The following is an 18,670-nucleotide window of genomic DNA, read 5'->3' on the forward strand; positions in this document are numbered from 1 at the left end:
AAAGAAGAGCTTAAAATTAAGATTTTAGTAACCGGATTTGATCCTTTTGATAAAGAAAAGATCAACCCCGCCTTAGAGGCGGTGAAACGTCTGCCAGAAGAAATTGCGGGAGCAAAAATTATTAAGTTGGAAATTCCAACAGTATTTGGACAAGCTGGTATAGTAGTTGAAAATGCCATTGAATTAAATAAGCCTGATGTCGTAGTTAATATTGGTCAGGCGGGAGGACGCTTTGCGATTACACCTGAGAAGGTAGCGATTAATCTGGCTGATGCGCGAATTGCCGATAATGCCGGAAATCAGCCGCTTGACGAGACGATATTTACGGATGGGCAAACCGCGTATTTTACTCAATTACCGATAAAGGCCATGGTAGCGGCAATTAATGCTAAAGGACTTCCAGCGGCAGTTTCTTATACGGCGGGTAGTTTTGTTTGCAACTATATTATGTATTATGTGCAATACTTAATTGATAAAAAATATCCAAATTTAAAAGGTGGGTTTATCCACGTACCTTTCATTTTCGAACAGGTTGTTACAAAACCACAACAGCCCGCAATGAGTATAAATGACATTGTAATGGGTCTAACAGCAGCAATTGCCGCAATAGCTACTTCTGGGCAAGAAGATATCAAAACTGTTGGTGGAACGAAACATTAATGTGATTTGCTGAAAAAATAAAATTACACTTACATTTGTTTAAAATTAAGGAAAGTTGGAGGGATATTTCGGCTTTGAGACATAAAAGTAAAATTTATTAAAATGGATTTTTCATTTGTATAAATTTTTGTCTGTGGGTGAGGATTGATTCGTGGAGCCTGACAGGGATAATCTTTGACCGCATGATTTATTCATATAAAAAAGCAATCCTCTGTTAAGAAAACTTAGCAGAGGATTGCTTTTTTTTAATGTAATTAGACGTTTAAGACCTTATCTAAGAAGTCTTTGGTCCGCGGATTAGTAGGATTATTGAAGACTTCATCTGGAGTGCCGTCTTCTAAAAATTTGCCGCCATCGCAAAATAAAACACGATTGGCAACTTCTTTTGCAAATCCCATCTCATGGGTAACGATGACCATTGTCATCCCTTGTTTGGCTAGTTTTTTCATGACATTTAAAACGTCACCAACCATTTCGGGATCTAGTGCTGAAGTTGGTTCGTCAAACAACATAATATCTGGGTTCATCGCCAATGCACGCGCAATAGCGACACGTTGCTTTTGACCGCCAGACAAACTACCAGGCAGGGCGTCTTTTTTATCAGCTAAGCCAACTGTTTCCAATAAACTAACTGCTTTTTTCTCGGCATCTGATTTTGACATCCGACCAAGGTCGGTGGGTGCTAAAGTAATATTTTGCATCACGGATAGATGAGGAAACAAATTGAAATGTTGGAATACCATCCCGATATGCTGACGAACCTTGTTGATGTTCGTTTCTTTAGCCATTAAGTGGGTACCATCGATTTCGATATCGCCACTGGTAGGTTCTTCTAGTCGGTTTAAGCAACGCAAAAATGTACTTTTACCTGAACCAGATGGGCCGATTACACACACAACTTCGCCTTCGTTAATTGTGATACTCATATCATTTAAGACGGTATTGTCACCATATTTTTTAACTAAGTTGGTTACTTTAATTTTTTCTGCCATCTTATTTCACCTTCTTTTCTAAAACTTTCGCCAGACGAGTTAAGGCAGTAATTACGATTAAATACATAACACCGATAATTAGGTAAACGTAAGTACTTTGCATATTACGGGCTACGATGATTTTACCAGTCTGAAGCAATTCAACAACCCCAATAACAGAAATAATGGTGGTGTCTTTTAGCGAGATAACAAATTGGTTAACAAATGATGGAATCATGATTTTAATAGCTTGGGGCAGTATAATTTTGCGCATGGTATGGGTATAGCCTAACCCTAAACTACGAGAAGCTTCCATTTGTCCCACAGGAACTGCATTAATACCACCACGGACAATTTCAGCGATATAGGCACTAGCATTCAGGGTTAATGTGATAACCCCAGCCGTATAGTCGGGAATGGTAAAGCCAATTGCATCTGATAAACCAAAGAAGATAAAGAAGGCGAGTACCATCATTGGAATCCCACGAATAATATCGACATAAATTGAAGCAAAAATACGTAAACCTTTGATTGGCGCAACGCTAAACAAACCAAAGATAACACCAATTGCAAGTGCTAATACAAAAGAGATTAAAGCCAGTGAAATTGTTTTCCATAATCCTTCTAGTAAAACTTTCCAGTTGTTTTTCAACAAACCGCCAATGGTTGACTCATCAACCGTAGATTTTTTTTGTTCGTTGCCATCAGCAATGTATTTATTTAAGATCTTGTCATATTCACCGGTCTGTTTCATTTCTTTTAAGGCTTCGTTAAACATTTCCAAAAGTTCCGGAGATTGTCCTTTTTTAACAGCAAAGCCATATGAACCGCCGCTTTCACGTTTGATTGGGGTAGCTAGTTCTTGTCCTTGGCTAATAGCATAGCCAATTACGGGATAGTCATCCATAATAGCGTCAATTTGCCCCCCGCGAACGGAATCATAAAGTCCGTCAGCTGTATCATATTGTTTGATCGTGTAGCCGTATTTATCTTTATTTTTTTGGAGGAAATCAGCACTTTCAGTTCCTATTTTCGCGCCAACTTTTTTTCCTTTTAAATCAGCGTAACTCTTGATTTCGTCATTGCCTTTTTTTATGGCTAATTGAATTCCCGATTCAAAATAAGGCTCAGAAAAATCAAAACTTTGTTTGCGTTCGTCGGTGATCGTCATCCCAGCAATCATAGCATCGGCTTGATTACCTTGAACTGCTTGGACAGCACCTGCAAAACCAATATGATTCCATTTTAATTTAAAACCTTGCATCTGGGCTGCTTTATTTAATAAGTCAACGTCAATACCTTCGTACTTATTATCTGTATTTTGAAATTCAAAAGGTGCAAAAGCAGTATCGCTGGCAATGACATATTCTGCTTTTTTGGGTTCGATTTTTTTCATCGGAGTAGCAGCATTATCTTCACTTTTAGCAACATATTTTGCCACGATTTTATCGTAGTCGCCACTAGATTTTAAGTCTTTTAAGCCAGCGTTGAATTTTTTTAGTAATTCTGCATTTTTGCCTTTTTTGACAGCAAAGCCATATGAATTGCCTTTTTCTTTGTCACCGACTAATTGTAAAGGTTGTCCTTTTCTAACCGCGTAACCTAAAACAGGTTCATCATCGAAAATTGCCTGTACTGTATTGTTATTCAATGAACCGTAAAGAGCGTCAGCGGCATCATATAATTTGATACTATAGTCGTATTTTTCTTTATTTTCTTCCAAGAAAGTTGCAGACTCTGTTCCAACTTTGGCACCAACAGTTTTCCCCTTTAAGTCGGTGTAGTTTTTAATTTTGGTATCGCCTTTTGCAACGGCCATTTGAATACCGCTATCGTAATAAGGATCTGAAAAGTCAAAAGATTTTTTACGTTCGTCGGTGATACTCATCCCAGCGATCATACCGTCCAATTGATTTGACTGGACACCTTGAATCGAGCTGTCAAAGCCCAGGGGTTTTAATTCGATTTTAAAGTCCTGGTCTTTTGCAATTGCCTTTAGTAAATCAATATCGATACCGACATACTCATTTTGCTCGTTTTGAAATTCAAAGGGGGCAAAAGTGATATCAGTTCCGATTTTGTATGTTTCTTCTGCAGCGGCAGCGGGTTTATTGACGGCTAAAGTTAAAAAGCCTGCCAAAAAAGATAAACATAAGATCAGCTTTCTTTTCATAGTTAATTCCTCCTATAAATAAATGTTAAAAGGCTTCTGTCTGCCTTTAGAAATGGCAGGCAGATTAAGCCTTCTTAACTGCAGATAAAAAGTGGATATAAAAATTCACATATGAAATATTATATGCAGTAATCTGTTGCTTAACAATGTTTTTTGTGAATTATGAGAAAAAAAGTCTTAAAAAAGTTACAACTCATGTTATAAAAAGTAACATTAAGAAAAGGTTCAGACGTAGCAGAAAACTAGCGAAAATATGTTCGGTATGTTAAAATATTTCGTGGACAAAATGCGTATTTATTTTCTTTTATATAGGAAAAGAATACAATTTTTGTAGAGATAAAATATTTTTAAGGAGGAAGATGTGAATGATTGATCGAGTGACCTCCAATCAATTCCAGTTGGTTTCAAAATACGAACCGGCCGGTGACCAACCAGAAGCTATTAGCCAATTAGTAGCAGGGGTTAACGAGGGAAAAAAAGCGCAAATTTTACTAGGCGCTACCGGTACTGGTAAGACGTATACAATTTCAAATGTTATTAAAGAGGTTAATAAACCGACTTTAATTATTGCCCACAACAAAACATTGGCAGGCCAATTGTATGGTGAGTTCAAAGAATTCTTCCCTGATAATGCGGTTGAATATTTTGTTAGTTACTATGATTATTATCAACCCGAAGCTTATGTTCCATCTTCTGACACCTATATTGAAAAAGATTCCAGTATTAATGATGAAATTGATAAATTACGCCATTCCGCAACCAGCGCTCTTTTGGAACGCAATGATGTTGTGGTGGTTGCCTCAGTTTCTTGTATTTTTGGTTTAGGTTCACCTATGGAATATCAAAAACAAGTTGTTTCGTTGCGGGTAGGAATGGAAATCAGCCGTGATCAACTTTTACGAGACTTAGTAGAAATTCAATTTGAACGTAACGATATTGATTTTCAACGGGGACGTTTTCGTGTCCGAGGAGATGTAGTGGAAATTTTCCCTGCTTCAAGAGATGAGCGCGCATTACGAATCGAATTTTTTGGTGATGAAATCGATCGCATTCGAGAAGTCGATGCCCTGACTGGTGAAATAATGGCTGGGACAGAACATGTTTCAATTTTTCCAGCTACTCACTTTGTTACCAATGAAGATCATCTAGAGTCGGCAATTGCTTCTATTCAAAATGAATTGGATTTGCGTTTGAAAGTTTTAAGAGAAAATAATCAATTACTTGAAGCACAACGACTAGAGCAGAGAACCAATTACGATATCGAAATGTTACGGGAAATGGGCTATACTTCTGGGATTGAAAATTATTCTCGTCATTTAGACGGCCGTAAAGAAGGAGAGCCACCTTATACGTTAATTGACTTCTTTCCTGATGACTTTCTAATTGTCATCGATGAATCCCACGTCACCATGCCCCAAGTTCGCGGTATGTATAATGGAGACAGAGCCAGAAAACAAATGTTAGTAGATTATGGTTTTCGCTTACCTTCGGCGTTAGACAACCGTCCGCTGCGACTAGAGGAATTTGAAGAGCACGTCAATCAAATTATTTATGTTTCAGCTACACCTGGTCCATACGAAGCAGAGCAAACGAACACTGTGGTGCAACAAATTATTCGGCCAACTGGTCTATTAGATCCGTTGATTGAAGTCCGGCCAATTATGGGACAGATTGATGATTTAGTGGGAGAAATTAATGAACGAGCGGCAAAAGATGAACGGGTATTTGTCACAACGTTAACGAAGAAGATGTCAGAAGATTTAACGGACTATTTTAAAGAATTAGGGATTAAAGTTAAGTATCTTCACAGTGATATTAAGACATTGGAGCGAACTGAGATTATTCGCGATCTACGTTTAGGTAAATTTGATGTATTAGTAGGAATTAATCTTCTAAGAGAGGGCTTGGATGTGCCTGAAGTATCTCTTGTTGCAATTTTGGATGCTGATAAAGAAGGTTTCTTAAGAAGCGAACGTTCATTAGTTCAAACAATTGGTCGTGCTGCCCGTAACTCAGAAGGTAAAGTTATTATGTATGCCGACAAGATTACCGATTCGATGCAAAAAGCGATGGATGAAACCTCCCGCCGTCGTAGTATTCAAGAAAAATATAATGAAGATCACGGAATCGTGCCAAAAACTATCATTAAAGAAATTCGTGATTTGATTGCCATCACCAAAGCTAGTGATGACACAGGTGAAGAAGTTACGTTGGCAAACTATGATGAATTAACTAAAGAAGAAAAAGATATCTTGTTAATTAAGTTGGAAAAAGAAATGAAAGAAGCTGCCAAAGCATTAGATTTTGAAACAGCAGCCACTTTGCGTGATACAATTTTAGAATTAAAAGCTACGGAATAAATTGAGATTAACAGCATCTTTTGGTGCTGTTAATCTCATTAAGGAGTAAAAATATGGCAAATGATAAAATCGTGATTCATGGCGCCAGAGCCCATAATTTAAAAAATATTGATGTTACGATTCCTAGAGATGAGCTAGTTGTAGTGACGGGTCTTTCCGGGTCAGGAAAGAGTTCACTTGCTTTTGATACGTTATACGCTGAAGGACAGCGGCGCTATGTGGAAAGTTTATCGGCTTATGCTAGACAATTTCTAGGGCAAATGGATAAACCAGATGTTGATAGTATTGATGGCTTAAGTCCAGCTATTTCTATTGATCAAAAAACAACGAGTAAAAATCCGCGTTCAACAGTTGGGACAGTCACAGAAATTAATGACTACTTGCGCTTGTTGTATGCTCGTGTTGGGCACCCGATTTGTCCCAATGATCATATTGAAATTACGAGTCAGTCAGTTGAACAAATGGTAGATGAGGTTCTAACTTTACCAGAAAGAACGAAAATTCAAATTTTAGCTCCCATTGTGTATCAAAAAAAGGGCCAACATAAAAAAGTTTTTGAATTGATTCAAAAAGAAGGCTACGTCCGGGTACGTGTAGATGGTGAAATCTACGACATCAGTGAAGTACCAGAACTAGAAAAGAATTTGAAGCATGAGATTGCCATTGTAATTGACCGCATTGTGGTTAAAGATGGGATTCGTTCTCGCCTATTTGATTCTTTTGAAGCTGCTTTGCATTTGGCAAAAGGTTATGCTGTAGTAGATGTAATCGGTCAAGAAGAAAAATTATTCAGTGAACACTACTCTTGTCCTTATTGCGGATTTACTGTAGGAGAATTGGAACCACGTCTATTTTCTTTTAATGCACCTTTTGGAGCTTGTCCTGAGTGTGATGGCCTTGGGGTTAAATTGGAAGTGGATTTGGATTTAGTGATTCCTGATCAAAGTAAAACACTAAGAGAAGGAGCGATTGTTCCTTGGAATCCAATTAGTTCACAATATTATCCAGAAATGTTAGCACAAGCCTGTGATAGTTTTGGAATTGATTTAGATACACCTTTTGAAAAATTACCCGAAGAACAACAACAAATCGTTTTACGCGGTTCAAATGGTGAGACTTTCCATTTTCATTATGAAAATGACTTTGGCGGTATCAGAGATGTAGAGGTGCCTTTTGAAGGCGTTTTGACAAATATTAAACGGCGATATCATGAAACCAATAGTGATTTTACCCGTGACCAGATGCGACTTTATATGACAGAACTTACGTGTGAAGCCTGTCATGGTTATCGTTTAAATCCACAGGCATTATCGGTCCAAGTTAATGGTACCCATATTGGTGAAGTCAGTGAAAAGGCTATTCATGGGGCGTTAAACTTTTTTGAAACTGTGAGACTGACAGAACAAGAACAAATGATTGCTAAACCAATTTTAAAAGAGATTGGCGATCGCTTGAACTTTTTACAAAATGTTGGTTTGGATTACTTAACGTTAAGTCGCGCTGCTGGGACATTGTCTGGTGGTGAAGCGCAACGAATTCGTTTGGCCACTCAAATTGGTTCAAACTTATCTGGGGTATTGTATATTTTAGATGAACCTTCTATTGGTTTGCATCAACGAGACAATGATCGCCTGTTAGATTCGCTGCGGAAGATGCGTGATTTAGGAAATACTTTAATCGTGGTGGAACACGATGAGGATACCATGCGGGCTGCTGATTATTTGATTGATGTCGGTCCTGGTGCTGGCGCACAAGGTGGGGAAATTGTCGCTGCTGGTACGCCAGCAGAAGTTGCCGCAAATCCTAATTCGATTACTGGTCAGTATTTATCAGGTAAAAAGGTCATTTCCGTACCTGAACAACGGCGAAAAGGTAATGGCAACAAATTAAAGATTACCGGTGCCGCAGAAAACAACTTAAAAAATGTAAACGTCGAATTTCCTTTAGGTAAATTCATTGCAGTTACTGGTGTTTCTGGTTCTGGAAAGTCAACCTTAGTGAATGAAATTTTGAAAAAAGCCTTGGCACAAAAAATTAACCGTAACTCCAACAAGCCAGGGAAATTCAAAAAAATGACCGGCTATGAGTCAATTGAAAAAATAATTGATATCGATCAAAGTCCAATTGGACGTACACCACGCAGCAACCCAGCTACTTATACCAGTGTCTTTGACGATGTTCGTGATTTATTTGCCAAAACCAATGAGGCAAAGATTCGGGGTTATAAAAAAGGACGATTTAGCTTTAACGTAAAAGGTGGTCGTTGTGAAGCCTGCCGCGGTGATGGGATTATTAAAATTGAAATGCATTTTTTGCCAGACGTATATGTTCCGTGTGAAGTATGTCATGGGAAACGGTATAATTCTGAAACCTTAGAAGTTCATTACAAAGGCAAAAATATTGCTGAAATTTTAGATATGACAGTAGAAGATGCGGTGGAATTCTTCAAACATATTCCAAAAATTCATCGCAAATTACAAACAATTGTGGATGTCGGTTTGGGCTACGTTACTCTTGGTCAACCTGCAACAACTTTATCAGGTGGAGAAGCGCAGCGGATGAAGTTAGCCAGTGAATTGCATAAAAACTCCAATGGAAAAAGTTTTTACATTTTGGATGAACCAACTACCGGGCTTCATACAGATGATATTGCGCGTTTACTAAAAGTTTTGGAACGGTTAGCTGACGCAGGAAATACAGTTTTGGTGATTGAACATAACTTAGATGTCATTAAGTCAGCCGATCACGTGATTGACCTTGGTCCAGAAGGCGGCGATGGTGGTGGTATGATTATTGCCAAAGGGACCCCTGAACAAATTGCTAAAGTAAAAGAAAGCTACACAGGTCACTACTTGAAAAAAGTTTTAGTTTAAATCAATAATATTTCTTTTAGAAAGGGTGCAGTCAGAAGATAGCTTTTGATTGCTCTTTTTCTTTATGGTATGATACGAATGTTGTATTAAAGGAAGATATTGAAATTATTTAAAGTAAAACATGAAGTGAGTGTGGTAAAAAGTGGAACAACAACCTTTTGTCCCCATATTATTAGGTAGTGATATGAATGTTTATGGCATGGCCCGAGCTTTTTATGAAGAATATGGCATGAAGTCAACGGCGTATGCTTCTTTTCAATTAGCGCCAACAAAGTACAGTAAAATTGTGGATGTAAATGTGATTGCAGGCTTTGATCAAGATCCTGTTTTTAGTGAGAAATTACTGGAATTGGCTAAGTCTAAGTACAATGATCCAAGTATAAAGTATTTATTAGTAGCCTGCGGGGACGGCTATGCAGAATTACTGTCCCAACACAAAGAAGATTTGAAAGATTATTATGTTTTTGCTGCCAACGATTATTCCTTATTTGAAAAATTAATTAATAAAGTTAGTTTTTATGATATTTGTGAAAAATATCAGCTACCTTACCCCAAGACATTGATCATCACAAAAGATATGGTCGCAGCGGGAAAATTAAATCAAGAATTACCTTTTGATTTTCCTGTAGCGTTAAAACCAGCGAATAGTGTGGAATGGTTGTCTGTAGACTTTGAAGGTCGTAAAAAAGCTTTTATCATTGATAATTTGACAGAGTTCAATACGATTTTAGATCGTTTATATAAAGCTGGTTACCAAAGTGAAATGATTGCTCAAGACTTTATTCCCGGGGATGACAGCAATATGCGGGTATTAAACGCATATGTCGATCAAAAGGGTAACACGCGTTTTATGTTTTTGGGTCATCCTTTATTAGAAGATCCAGCACCGGCGGCAGTTGGCAATTACGTTGTGATCGTACCGGATGAAAATGACGAAATTTACCAAACTATTAAAAGTTTTTTAGAAAAAATTAATTACGTTGGCTTTGCCAATTTTGATATGAAATACGATCGCCGTGACGGGCAATATAAATTGTTTGAAATTAACTTGCGTCAAGGGCGTAGCAGCTTCTTTGTAACCTTAAGCGGATTTAATTTAGCAAAATATGTGACCGAAGACTTAGTATTTAATAGCGTCTTTAGAAAAACTGAATATGGACGTAAAGATGATCCCAAGGCTAAAGTTTGGCTTGGCGTACCAAAAAAAGTTTTTCGCAAATATGCTAAAGACAATGCAGATAAACAATACGCGGAAAAATTAATCAAAGCAGGCCGTTATGGCACAACGTTATTTTATGATAAAGATTCATCTATTCGTCGCTATGTATTGATGAAATACGCTTTCCACAACTACGTGACAGGCTTTAAGAAATACTTCAGTGAGAAAGAAGGCTAAACTAAGTGGAAAACTTTTTTAGTATTTTAGGTGGGATGGGCACGCAAGCAACCGAAAGTTTTGTTCGTTTGTTGAACCATCGTACCGTTACCCATAAAGATCAGGATTATTTAAATTATGTTTTGTTTAATCATGCTACTGTTCCTGACCGTACGGCGTACATTTTAGATTCAACAGCAGAAAATCCATTACCTTTTTTGTTGGATGATATTGCTAAGCAAAATTTATTAAAACCGAATTTTATTGTTTTAACTTGTAATACAGCCCATTACTTTTTTGAAACATTACAAGCTGCAACAGAGATTCCAATTTTGCATATGCCAAGAGAGGCAGCTATTGAGATGAGTCGCCGACAAAAAGGGGGCAAAGTTGCTTTTTTAGGTACCGAGGGCAGTGTAAAAGCCGGAGTCTACCAACGGGAACTGGAAAAAGTTGGCTTTGAAGTGATGTTGCCTGAAAGTAAGTTACAACAAAAAGTAAATGATTTAATTTATCGTGATATTAAAGAAAATGATTTTTTAAATAAGGAACTCTATTACGAAATTTTGGCCGAAGCAATTGAAGAGTGTGGCTGCGCCAGCGCCGTTTTAGGCTGTACAGAATTATCCTTAATGGAAGAATTCGCTACAGACAATCCTTACAATGTGGTTGATGCGCAGTCGATTTTAGTTGATCGAACAATTGAACGCGCGTTAGCAGATCGTAAAAAGAGCTGAGGGGATCATTTATCCCGGTGATATACGAGTAAAATTTGTGTCCATGCCTTTTTCATGTTCGCAAATTTTAGCTTGTCAGCGGATTGATTCATGAAACTAGCTAGTTTGAAAGCCAGATAGCGTCAAATCAATTTTTTTCTTACAAAAAATTTATATTTGCTTTATAAAAAAACAGATCATTTATAAATAAATGGTCTGTTTTTTAGTTAGGTTTAAAAGATATTTACAAGTGTCGCTATAACTGCGTCGCTATTTTGATTATTTTATAAAGCTTTTTTATTTCCTAGGGTAATTTTATTGCTAATGATACGCCCGGGATGTTATAATGTTTGTGAGAAATCGTCGTTTCTTTGAAACGGCGATTTAACTATGAGAGGAGCTTTTAATATGCAAGACAATTTAAAATTAGTCATTATTACTGGTATGAGTGGTGCCGGTAAAACAGTGGCAATTCAAAGTTTTGAGGATATGGGCTATTTTTGTATCGACAATATGCCGCCGTCTTTAATTCCTAAATTTTGGGAACTGATTAAAGAATCTGGTAAAGTAACGAGAATTGCCTTGGTTGTTGATTTACGCTCCCGTTCTTTTTTTGAAGAAATTCAAGAAATGTTAGTGGATATCGAAAATACGAATTTTATTGATACACAAGTTCTTTTCTTAGATGCTTCAGATGAAGAATTGGTTTCCCGGTACAAAGAAACCAGACGAGTGCATCCATTAGCTATGGATGGTTTAATTACAGAAGGTATCAGAAAAGAGCGGGCTATTTTAGAAGATTTGAAAACCAAAGCAACATTTGTGGTAGATACGACTAATTTAACCCCTCGCCAATTAAGAGAAAAAATTAATCAAGAATTTAAAACGTCTAGTGAAGGCGGATTTCGGATTGAAATGATTTCTTTTGGTTTTAAATACGGTCTGCCAATTGATGCGGATATTGTGATGGATGTTCGCTTTTTACCCAACCCACATTATATTCCGGAGCTACGTCCATTAACTGGTAAAGATCAAGCGGTGTATGATTACGTGATGTCTTTTCCAGAAACTGAGCAATTTTATCAACAATTTTATCAATTGTTGGAAACCATTATGCCTGGTTATGTCAAAGAAGGGAAAAGTAGCTTGACGATCGCAATCGGATGTACCGGCGGCCAACATCGTTCGGTTGCATTAACTGAGCGAGTGGGCCAAGCATTAAGTAAAAATTATAAAGTTAATATCACGCACCGCGATAAGGATAAACGTAAAGAGACGGTGAATCGCTCATGAAAATGAAGACGTATCGAATCCGCAAACCAAAAGTGGTAGTAGTCGGTGGCGGAACGGGACTACCAGTCATTTTACGGGGATTACGAAATCAAGGAATTGATATTACAGCTGTTGTCACTGTTGCTGATGACGGAGGAAGCAGTGGCGAAATTCGCGACTCCATTGCCATGTCGCCACCAGGAGATTTACGCAATGTATTAGTCGCGTTATCTGACATGCCCAAACTTTACGCAGATATTTTTCAATATCGTTTTAAAAAAAGTGATAAGTTTTTGGCAAATCACGCCCTTGGAAATTTGATTATTGCAGCGATGTCTGAAATGCGTGGCAGTACGTATGAAGCAATTCAATTGTTAACAAAAATGATGCACGTTGACGGCAATATCTATCCTTCTAGTGAGAAACCATTAGTTTTGCATGCGGTTTTTAAAGATGGTACCCAAGCGATTGGGGAGTCTAAAATTGCCATCGATCGTAAAACGATTGATCATGTTTTTGTCCGTAATCAAGACGGAGATAGTGAGCCTAGAGCGGCTCGAAAAGTAGTATCTTCGATTATGGAAGCAGATATGATTGTTTTAGGACCCGGTAGTTTATTTACAAGTATTTTGCCGAATTTGATGATCTCAGAAATTGGACAAGCGCTTCTAGAAACAAAAGCAGAAACAGTTTATATTTGCAATATCATGACTCAAAAAGGAGAGACCGAGCATTTCACAGACGCCAATCACGTTCAAGTTCTTCATCAGCATCTAAAGAAACCTTTCGTGGATACTGTTTTAGTAAATACAGAAAAGGTTCCTGAAGGATATATGGATCCAGAAGTTTACGATGAATATTTGGTGCAAGTAAAACACGATTTTAAAGCGTTGCGAAAAGAAGGTTGTCGCGTTGTCTCGGCTGATTTTTTACAGTTGCGAGATGGTGGGGTTTTCCATGATGGTGAAAAAGTTGTCGAAGAATTGTTACGTATTTTGTATTAATAGCAATTCATTGATCCAATTGAATTTTTGTAGTAGAAAGGGGTGATTGTGATGTCATTTGCTGCGGATGTAAAAAAAGAATTAACAACTTTAGAAGTGCATAAAGAACATGCAAAAGCTGAATTAGCAGCTTTAATTCGGATGAATGGGTCGGTGAGTTTAAGCAACCATCAATTTGTCTTAAACGTCCAAACAGAAAATGCTGCGATTGCTCGACGGATTTATTCGTTATTAAAAGATCATTTTGGGGTGCGTAGTGAACTATTAGTACGACGCAAGATGAAATTGAAAAAAAATAATGTCTATATCGTTCGTTTGAAGGAAAAAACGCAAGAAGTTTTAAATGAACTTGCGATTATGGATGGTCTGATGTTTCAAACCCATATTTCTGATGAGATTATGGGAAATGCCCAAAAGATGCGTTCTTATTTGCGGGGAGCTTTTATGGCGTCTGGGTCGGTGAATAATCCGGAAACGAGTCGGTATCATTTGGAAATTTATTCGCTTTATGAAGAGCACAATCAAGATATTTGTGAAATGCTCAATTATTATGATTTAAATGCGCGAACTTTGGATCGACGGAATGGCTATATTTCATATTTAAAGGGAGCCGAAAAGATTGCCGATTTTTTGACGCTGATTGGTGCTACAAATTCCATGTTGAAATTTGAGGATGTCAGAATTGTCCGAGATATGCGCAACTCGGTTAACCGTTTGGTGAATTGTGAGACCGCTAATTTAAATAAAACAATTGATGCAGCGTCAAAACAAATCGAAAATATTGAATTTATCGAACAACGGGTGGGTTTGCAGGCTTTGCCTGAAAAATTACAAGAGATTGCCGAGTTACGCTTGGAACATCCTGAGGTAAGTTTAAAAGAGCTGGGCGAGATGATTCCTTCTGGTGCTATTTCAAAGTCGGGAATTAACCACCGCATTCGCAAAATTAATGAATTTGCTGATCGATTACGAGAGCAGGCAAGTTAAATTTTTTTACAAAAGGCGTAAAAAAGATCGTAAGAAATAGTTGGCAGATGCTTTACCTTTACTGCTAATTTTAATGAAAAAAAACCGAGGTTAGCTTGTGCTGCTAATAAAAGCGACACAGACTACCCTCGGTTTTTTTACGTTTTTATTGATGAAGATACTCTAATAATGTAGCCTCACTAATTCCTTCATCAAAAATATGATTGTCGATAATCATTGTCGGGACAAATTGAATGTTGGCTCTTTTTGCCTCATCCATAATCGCTTTTTGAGTCAGCTCATCGGCATAGTTGGCTAATTTCAAGTCACTTTCAGCAAATTTAACAACAGAATCTAAAGATAGATCTCCCCATAAATCTTGGGATAAAAAGATTTTTTTAATATCTGCTAAAGCTTTTGTCGCATCACCTTTTGTGACGTACTGGTGCATGACATTACCCCGCTGTAAGCTTTCTTTGTCTTTATCGTAGAGTTTTATAACCCGTTTTAGATTACCACTTGCCACTTCTTGATTTAATAAATCTTCATGTTCTAAAAACCATTGACGACAATAAGGACAGCGTAAGTTAATAAATTCTACAAGTGTTTTTTTCGCATTTTTATTGCCAATTATAATTCCCACATCGCCATTTGTTTCGTTTGCATTAATAATTGTGATATCCAATTTTTTTTCATCCTCTCATTGTTTCTCTTTTTTAGTTTAGCGAAAGTTTAAAGAAATGGGAAATGTTGTGTTTAAGTAGACCGATTTCAAAGAAAAATGAAAAAGAGTTGTGAAAAAATTGTAACTTCCATGGTTTTGCAGGTGAGGGGATAGAAAAGCTGTGCTATACTATTGAAGTAAGTCCAATTGTAAAGGGAGTCTGCCTATGTCATTTAGCATTCAAGAATTATTTAATATCGATTATTGGAAACAAATGTTTAATGTCGATATTTTTTCTTGGAACTTTTTCGTTAATATTTTGGATATTCTGGTTGTCTGGTATATCGTCTATAAGTTAATCCAACTTGTTCGCGGCACCAAAGCAATTCAGCTATTTAAAGGAGTAGCAATTTTTATTGCGATCCGGTTTGGAGCTGAACTCATTGGTTTGCATACTTTGTCTTGGTTGATGGATCAAGTTATTACCTATGGAGTGATAGCGGCTATTGTCATTTTCCAGCCTGAAATAAGACGTGGGTTGGAACATCTTGGACGTAGTACCCTCTTTAAGACGACCAAACAAGAGCAAAAAGAAGATGAACAGCTGATTACATCACTAGACAAAGCGATTCAATATATGTCCAAACGTAAAATTGGTGCGTTAATCACCATTGAAAGAAATACGGGTTTAGAAGAGTATATTGAAACAGGGATTGCATTAGAGGCGGATATAACAGGTGAGCTTTTGATTAATATTTTCATACCCAATACGCCACTACATGACGGTGCAGTCATTATTCGCAATGACAAAATTGCTGTTTCTTGTGCGTATTTGCCACTATCAGAAAGTATGTTAATTCCAAAAGAATTTGGCACACGTCACAGAGCTGCAGTTGGGATTAGTGAAGTTAGTGATGCGGTTACCGTAGTTGTTTCAGAGGAAACTGGTGGGGTAAGTATTACTTTGAATAATCAACTGTTGTCAGAATTATCCCAAGAAGAATATTTGAAAATTTTACACAGAGAATTAATTCCAGAAGAAAAAACAGAGACAAAGAAAAACCAGCTGCAATCCTTTATCGAAAGTATCGCTAAAGGAGGTAAGAAATGAATTCAAGTCGCAAAAGCAATATCTTGTATGGCTTCTTAGCGTTGGTTTTCAGCTTGATTTTATTTTTTAATGCCAACGGACGTAATGTTCAAACGACATTGAACACAAATCCGGAAAATTTTGAAGAAACAGTTAATAAAGTGCAAATTCATCCGGTTTATGACTCGGATAAATATTATATCCTAGGCTTTGATCCGTATGTTTCGGTGAAATTAAGCAGTGCCAATCGTATCCAATTAAATGCTGAAGCAAATCCGGATACCAGAGGATTCCGTGTCGTTTGTGATTTAACCGGATTAGGAGAAGGTACCCATGAAGTGAAATTACGGATTCAAAACGGCAGTAGCGCTGTGGGCTATACGATTAATCCAACTAAAGTTACCGTGACGATTGAAAAGAAAGTAACGCAATCTTTTAAAATCCATCCGGTTGTTTCTTCTTCTAATTTAGGGGAAGGGTTCTCGGTTGATAGTGTAACGGTAAAACCAGAAGAAGCTCAGATTACCACTGGTGAAAAGACGTTAGCCCAAATTGATCGCGTAGTTGCAACAATTGATCCTTCTAAAACAGCTAGTGCTGACTTTGAAGAAAAAGCAACGATTGAAGCATTGGATAAAGAGGGGAATCGTTTGAGTGTTGTTTCAGATCCCCAAGAAGCGCAAGTTATTGTAAAAGTAAAAGCGCCAGAAAAAATTGTCAGTCTGTATGCTTCGCAAGTAGGGACATTGCCTAATGGGATTTCCCATTATGATTTTAAATTAGATACCCTTTCAACGGTGCTAAGAGGATCACAATCAAAACTTGATGGAATTGAAAGTCTCGCTCTACCGGTGGATATTACGAATATTACAGAGAAAACAACCAGAGAAGTGGTTGTTCCAACCGAAGATGGCATCGTCGCATCACCAAAGACAGTCAAAGTAGAAATCACGCCGGTACACAATACAACAAGCACGGCAACGACGAATTCCTCTAGTAGACAGTCACAAACTTCTTCTAGCGTAACTGAAACAACTCCAGCGACAACTACGGTGGAAACCAGCGAGACAAGTCAATCAGCTGTTGATGCAACGGCAAATGAATAAAATTAACTAAAACAATTTTGTGAGGTAAGAATAATGGGTAAATATTTTGGTACGGATGGTGTTCGTGGCGTAGCTAACGTTGAATTAACACCAGAATTAGCATTTAAATTAGGGCGTTGTGGTGGCTATGTATTAAGTCAACATGAGAACAGTGAACATCGGCCTAAAGTTTTAGTTGGCCGCGATACCCGTATGTCTGGTCAATTATTGGAAAATGCATTGGTTGCCGGGTTATTATCTGTCGGCATTGAAGTGTTTACACTGGGCGTAATCTCAACGCCAGGTGTGGCTTATTTAACCCGTGTGCAAAAAGCGAGTGCAGGAGTCATGATTTCAGCGTCTCATAATCCTGCTGAAGACAATGGTATTAAATTTTTCGGAAGTGACGGTTTCAAGTTAGTGGACGATCAGGAAGCAGAAATCGAAGCACTACTGGATGCACCACAAGATACTCTGCCACGTCCTTCGGCTGAAGGTTTGGGGACAGTTGAAGAATTTCCAGAAGGTCTTTTGAAATATTCACAGTTTTTAGAACAAACTATTTCAGGAGATTTATCAGGCTTAACAGTTTGTATTGATGCTGCAAATGGTGCAACTGCAACAAGTGTCAACCGCCTATTTGCTGATTTAGAAACAGACTTTTATACGATGGGAACTTCCCCTAACGGATTAAACATCAATGATGGTGTTGGTTCTACTCATCCGGAAAAATTGGCGGCTTTTGTCGTTGAAAAAGGTGCTGATGCAGGCCTTGCCTTTGATGGTGATGGTGACCGTGTGATTGCGGTGGATGAGTTAGGAAATATTGTCGATGGTGATAAAATTATGTACATTTGTGCAAAATATTTAGCATCAAAAAAACGTTTAAAACAAGATACAATTGTAACGACTGTAATGAGTAATTTAGGTTTCCATAAAGCAGTAGAAGCTATTGGCTTAAAAGATGTGATTACCCAAGTTGGCGACCGTTATGTTGTCGAAGAAATGCGAAAAAATGATTACAATTTTGGTGGCGAACAATCAGGTCACATGGTTTTCCTCGATTTTAATACTACAGGTGATGGAATGCTTTCTGGTATCCAATTGTTAAATATCGTCAAAGAAACCGGCAAAAAATTATCTGAACTAGCGGCAGAGGTAACAATTTATCCGCAAAAATTAGTGAACATTCGCGTCACAAACAAAAATGGTGCGATGGAAGTTCCAGCGATTAAAGCTGTAATTGAAGAAGCGGAAAAAGAAATGAATGGTGAAGGACGTATTTTGGTTCGACCTTCAGGGACAGAACCATTATTACGCGTAATGGCAGAAGCGCCATCGGATGAATTAGTAAATTACTATGTCGATAAAATCGCGGCAGTCGTACAAGCCGAAATTGGTGCTAAATAAAAAAATGACAGATTACAATTTGTAATCTGTCATTTTTTTTGCAGTTTCAAT

The 18,670-nt window shown here is 37.6% G+C and carries 14 protein-coding genes; 11 read left to right on the plus strand and 3 right to left on the minus strand.

Going from position 1 to position 18,670, the window contains the following annotated elements:
* Positions 1 to 15 precede the first annotated feature (15 nt).
* Entirely contained in the window at positions 16 to 660 is a 645-nt protein-coding gene (gene pcp / locus K4422_RS09140) for a pyroglutamyl-peptidase I (RefSeq protein ID WP_230710996.1), read from the plus strand.
* Between the two features lie 254 nt (positions 661 to 914).
* On the opposite strand, the gene K4422_RS09145 is transcribed toward pcp, so the two are convergent.
* Together K4422_RS09145 and K4422_RS09150 are read right to left on the minus strand one after the other, a co-directional pair.
* Positions 915 to 1,652 (minus strand): amino acid ABC transporter ATP-binding protein, encoded by a 738-nt coding sequence (locus tag K4422_RS09145; protein WP_206902726.1) that lies wholly within the window; start codon positions 1,650 to 1,652, stop codon positions 915 to 917.
* Position 1,653: 1 nt separating this feature from the next.
* Entirely contained in the window at positions 1,654 to 3,804 is a 2,151-nt protein-coding gene (locus K4422_RS09150) for an amino acid ABC transporter substrate-binding protein/permease (RefSeq protein ID WP_230710764.1), read from the minus strand.
* Positions 3,805 to 4,169: 365 nt separating this feature from the next.
* Between K4422_RS09150 and uvrB the strand changes: the two genes are divergently transcribed.
* The 7 genes from uvrB (at position 4,170) to whiA (ending at position 14,391) form a co-directional block, all read left to right on the plus strand.
* The gene (gene uvrB, locus K4422_RS09155; protein WP_230710766.1) at positions 4,170 to 6,164 is read left to right on the plus strand and encodes an excinuclease ABC subunit UvrB; all 1,995 of its coding nucleotides are present in this window, start codon (positions 4,170 to 4,172) and stop codon (positions 6,162 to 6,164) included.
* A 53-nt stretch (positions 6,165 to 6,217) separates the two neighbouring features.
* Complete coding sequence (uvrA, locus tag K4422_RS09160; RefSeq protein WP_206902729.1) at positions 6,218 to 9,037, plus strand: excinuclease ABC subunit UvrA; 2,820 nt, start codon at positions 6,218 to 6,220, stop codon at positions 9,035 to 9,037.
* 184 nt (positions 9,038 to 9,221) lie between these two features.
* Positions 9,222 to 10,433, plus strand: a complete 1,212-nt coding sequence (locus tag K4422_RS09165; protein ID WP_230710997.1) for a carboxylate--amine ligase — start codon at positions 9,222 to 9,224, stop codon at positions 10,431 to 10,433.
* Positions 10,434 to 10,438: 5 nt separating this feature from the next.
* Complete coding sequence (locus tag K4422_RS09170) at positions 10,439 to 11,149, plus strand: amino acid racemase (RefSeq protein WP_206902730.1); 711 nt, start codon at positions 10,439 to 10,441, stop codon at positions 11,147 to 11,149.
* Positions 11,150 to 11,536: 387 nt separating this feature from the next.
* Positions 11,537 to 12,421, plus strand: coding sequence for an RNase adapter RapZ (gene rapZ / locus K4422_RS09175; RefSeq protein ID WP_206902731.1), 885 nt, complete (start codon positions 11,537 to 11,539; stop codon positions 12,419 to 12,421).
* On the plus strand, positions 12,418 to 13,404 hold the full coding sequence (locus tag K4422_RS09180) for a gluconeogenesis factor YvcK family protein (protein WP_206902732.1): 987 nt from the start codon (positions 12,418 to 12,420) through the stop codon (positions 13,402 to 13,404). The genes rapZ and K4422_RS09180 overlap by 4 nt, the downstream gene beginning before the upstream one ends.
* A 51-nt stretch (positions 13,405 to 13,455) precedes the next feature.
* The gene (gene whiA / locus K4422_RS09185) at positions 13,456 to 14,391 is read left to right on the plus strand and encodes a DNA-binding protein WhiA (protein ID WP_206902733.1); all 936 of its coding nucleotides are present in this window, start codon (positions 13,456 to 13,458) and stop codon (positions 14,389 to 14,391) included.
* 145 nt (positions 14,392 to 14,536) lie between these two features.
* Here whiA and K4422_RS09190 read toward each other — a convergent pair whose 3' ends face one another.
* Positions 14,537 to 15,055, minus strand: a complete 519-nt coding sequence (locus K4422_RS09190) for a thioredoxin domain-containing protein (RefSeq protein WP_230710768.1) — start codon at positions 15,053 to 15,055, stop codon at positions 14,537 to 14,539.
* Between the two features lie 205 nt (positions 15,056 to 15,260).
* On the opposite strand from K4422_RS09190, the gene cdaA reads away from it, so the two are divergent.
* From cdaA to glmM, 3 genes are read left to right on the plus strand one after another with little or no spacing between them, the layout of a single operon-like run.
* On the plus strand, positions 15,261 to 16,145 hold the full coding sequence (gene cdaA, locus K4422_RS09195) for a diadenylate cyclase CdaA (RefSeq protein ID WP_206902735.1): 885 nt from the start codon (positions 15,261 to 15,263) through the stop codon (positions 16,143 to 16,145).
* Positions 16,142 to 17,230, plus strand: a complete 1,089-nt coding sequence (locus tag K4422_RS09200) for a CdaR family protein (protein ID WP_230710770.1) — start codon at positions 16,142 to 16,144, stop codon at positions 17,228 to 17,230. The genes cdaA and K4422_RS09200 overlap by 4 nt, the downstream gene beginning before the upstream one ends.
* A 33-nt stretch (positions 17,231 to 17,263) precedes the next feature.
* Positions 17,264 to 18,619, plus strand: a complete 1,356-nt coding sequence (glmM, locus tag K4422_RS09205) for a phosphoglucosamine mutase (protein ID WP_230710773.1) — start codon at positions 17,264 to 17,266, stop codon at positions 18,617 to 18,619.
* The last annotated feature ends 51 nt before the right edge of the window (positions 18,620 to 18,670 follow it).

It is taken from the genome of Enterococcus sp. SMC-9, assembly GCF_021011285.1.
GTDB classification, from domain to species: domain Bacteria; phylum Bacillota; class Bacilli; order Lactobacillales; family Enterococcaceae; genus Enterococcus_C; species Enterococcus_C montenegrensis.

Bases quoted from the DNA above. Each gene is read 5' to 3' on its own strand.
- K4422_RS09145 (WP_206902726.1), bottom strand. From the start codon at position 1,652: ATGGCAGAAAAAATTAAAGTAACCAACTTAGTTAAAAAATATGGTGAC.
- K4422_RS09150 (WP_230710764.1), bottom strand. From the start codon at position 3,804: ATGAAAAGAAAGCTGATCTTATGTTTATCTTTTTTGGCAGGCTTTTTA.
- uvrB (WP_230710766.1), top strand. From the start codon at position 4,170: ATGATTGATCGAGTGACCTCCAATCAATTCCAGTTGGTTTCAAAATAC.
- uvrA (WP_206902729.1), top strand. From the start codon at position 6,218: ATGGCAAATGATAAAATCGTGATTCATGGCGCCAGAGCCCATAATTTA.
- K4422_RS09165 (WP_230710997.1), top strand. From the start codon at position 9,222: ATGAATGTTTATGGCATGGCCCGAGCTTTTTATGAAGAATATGGCATG.
- rapZ (WP_206902731.1), top strand. From the start codon at position 11,537: ATGCAAGACAATTTAAAATTAGTCATTATTACTGGTATGAGTGGTGCC.
- K4422_RS09180 (WP_206902732.1), top strand. From the start codon at position 12,418: ATGAAAATGAAGACGTATCGAATCCGCAAACCAAAAGTGGTAGTAGTC.
- whiA (WP_206902733.1), top strand. From the start codon at position 13,456: ATGTCATTTGCTGCGGATGTAAAAAAAGAATTAACAACTTTAGAAGTG.
- cdaA (WP_206902735.1), top strand. From the start codon at position 15,261: ATGTCATTTAGCATTCAAGAATTATTTAATATCGATTATTGGAAACAA.
- K4422_RS09200 (WP_230710770.1), top strand. From the start codon at position 16,142: ATGAATTCAAGTCGCAAAAGCAATATCTTGTATGGCTTCTTAGCGTTG.
- glmM (WP_230710773.1), top strand. From the start codon at position 17,264: ATGGGTAAATATTTTGGTACGGATGGTGTTCGTGGCGTAGCTAACGTT.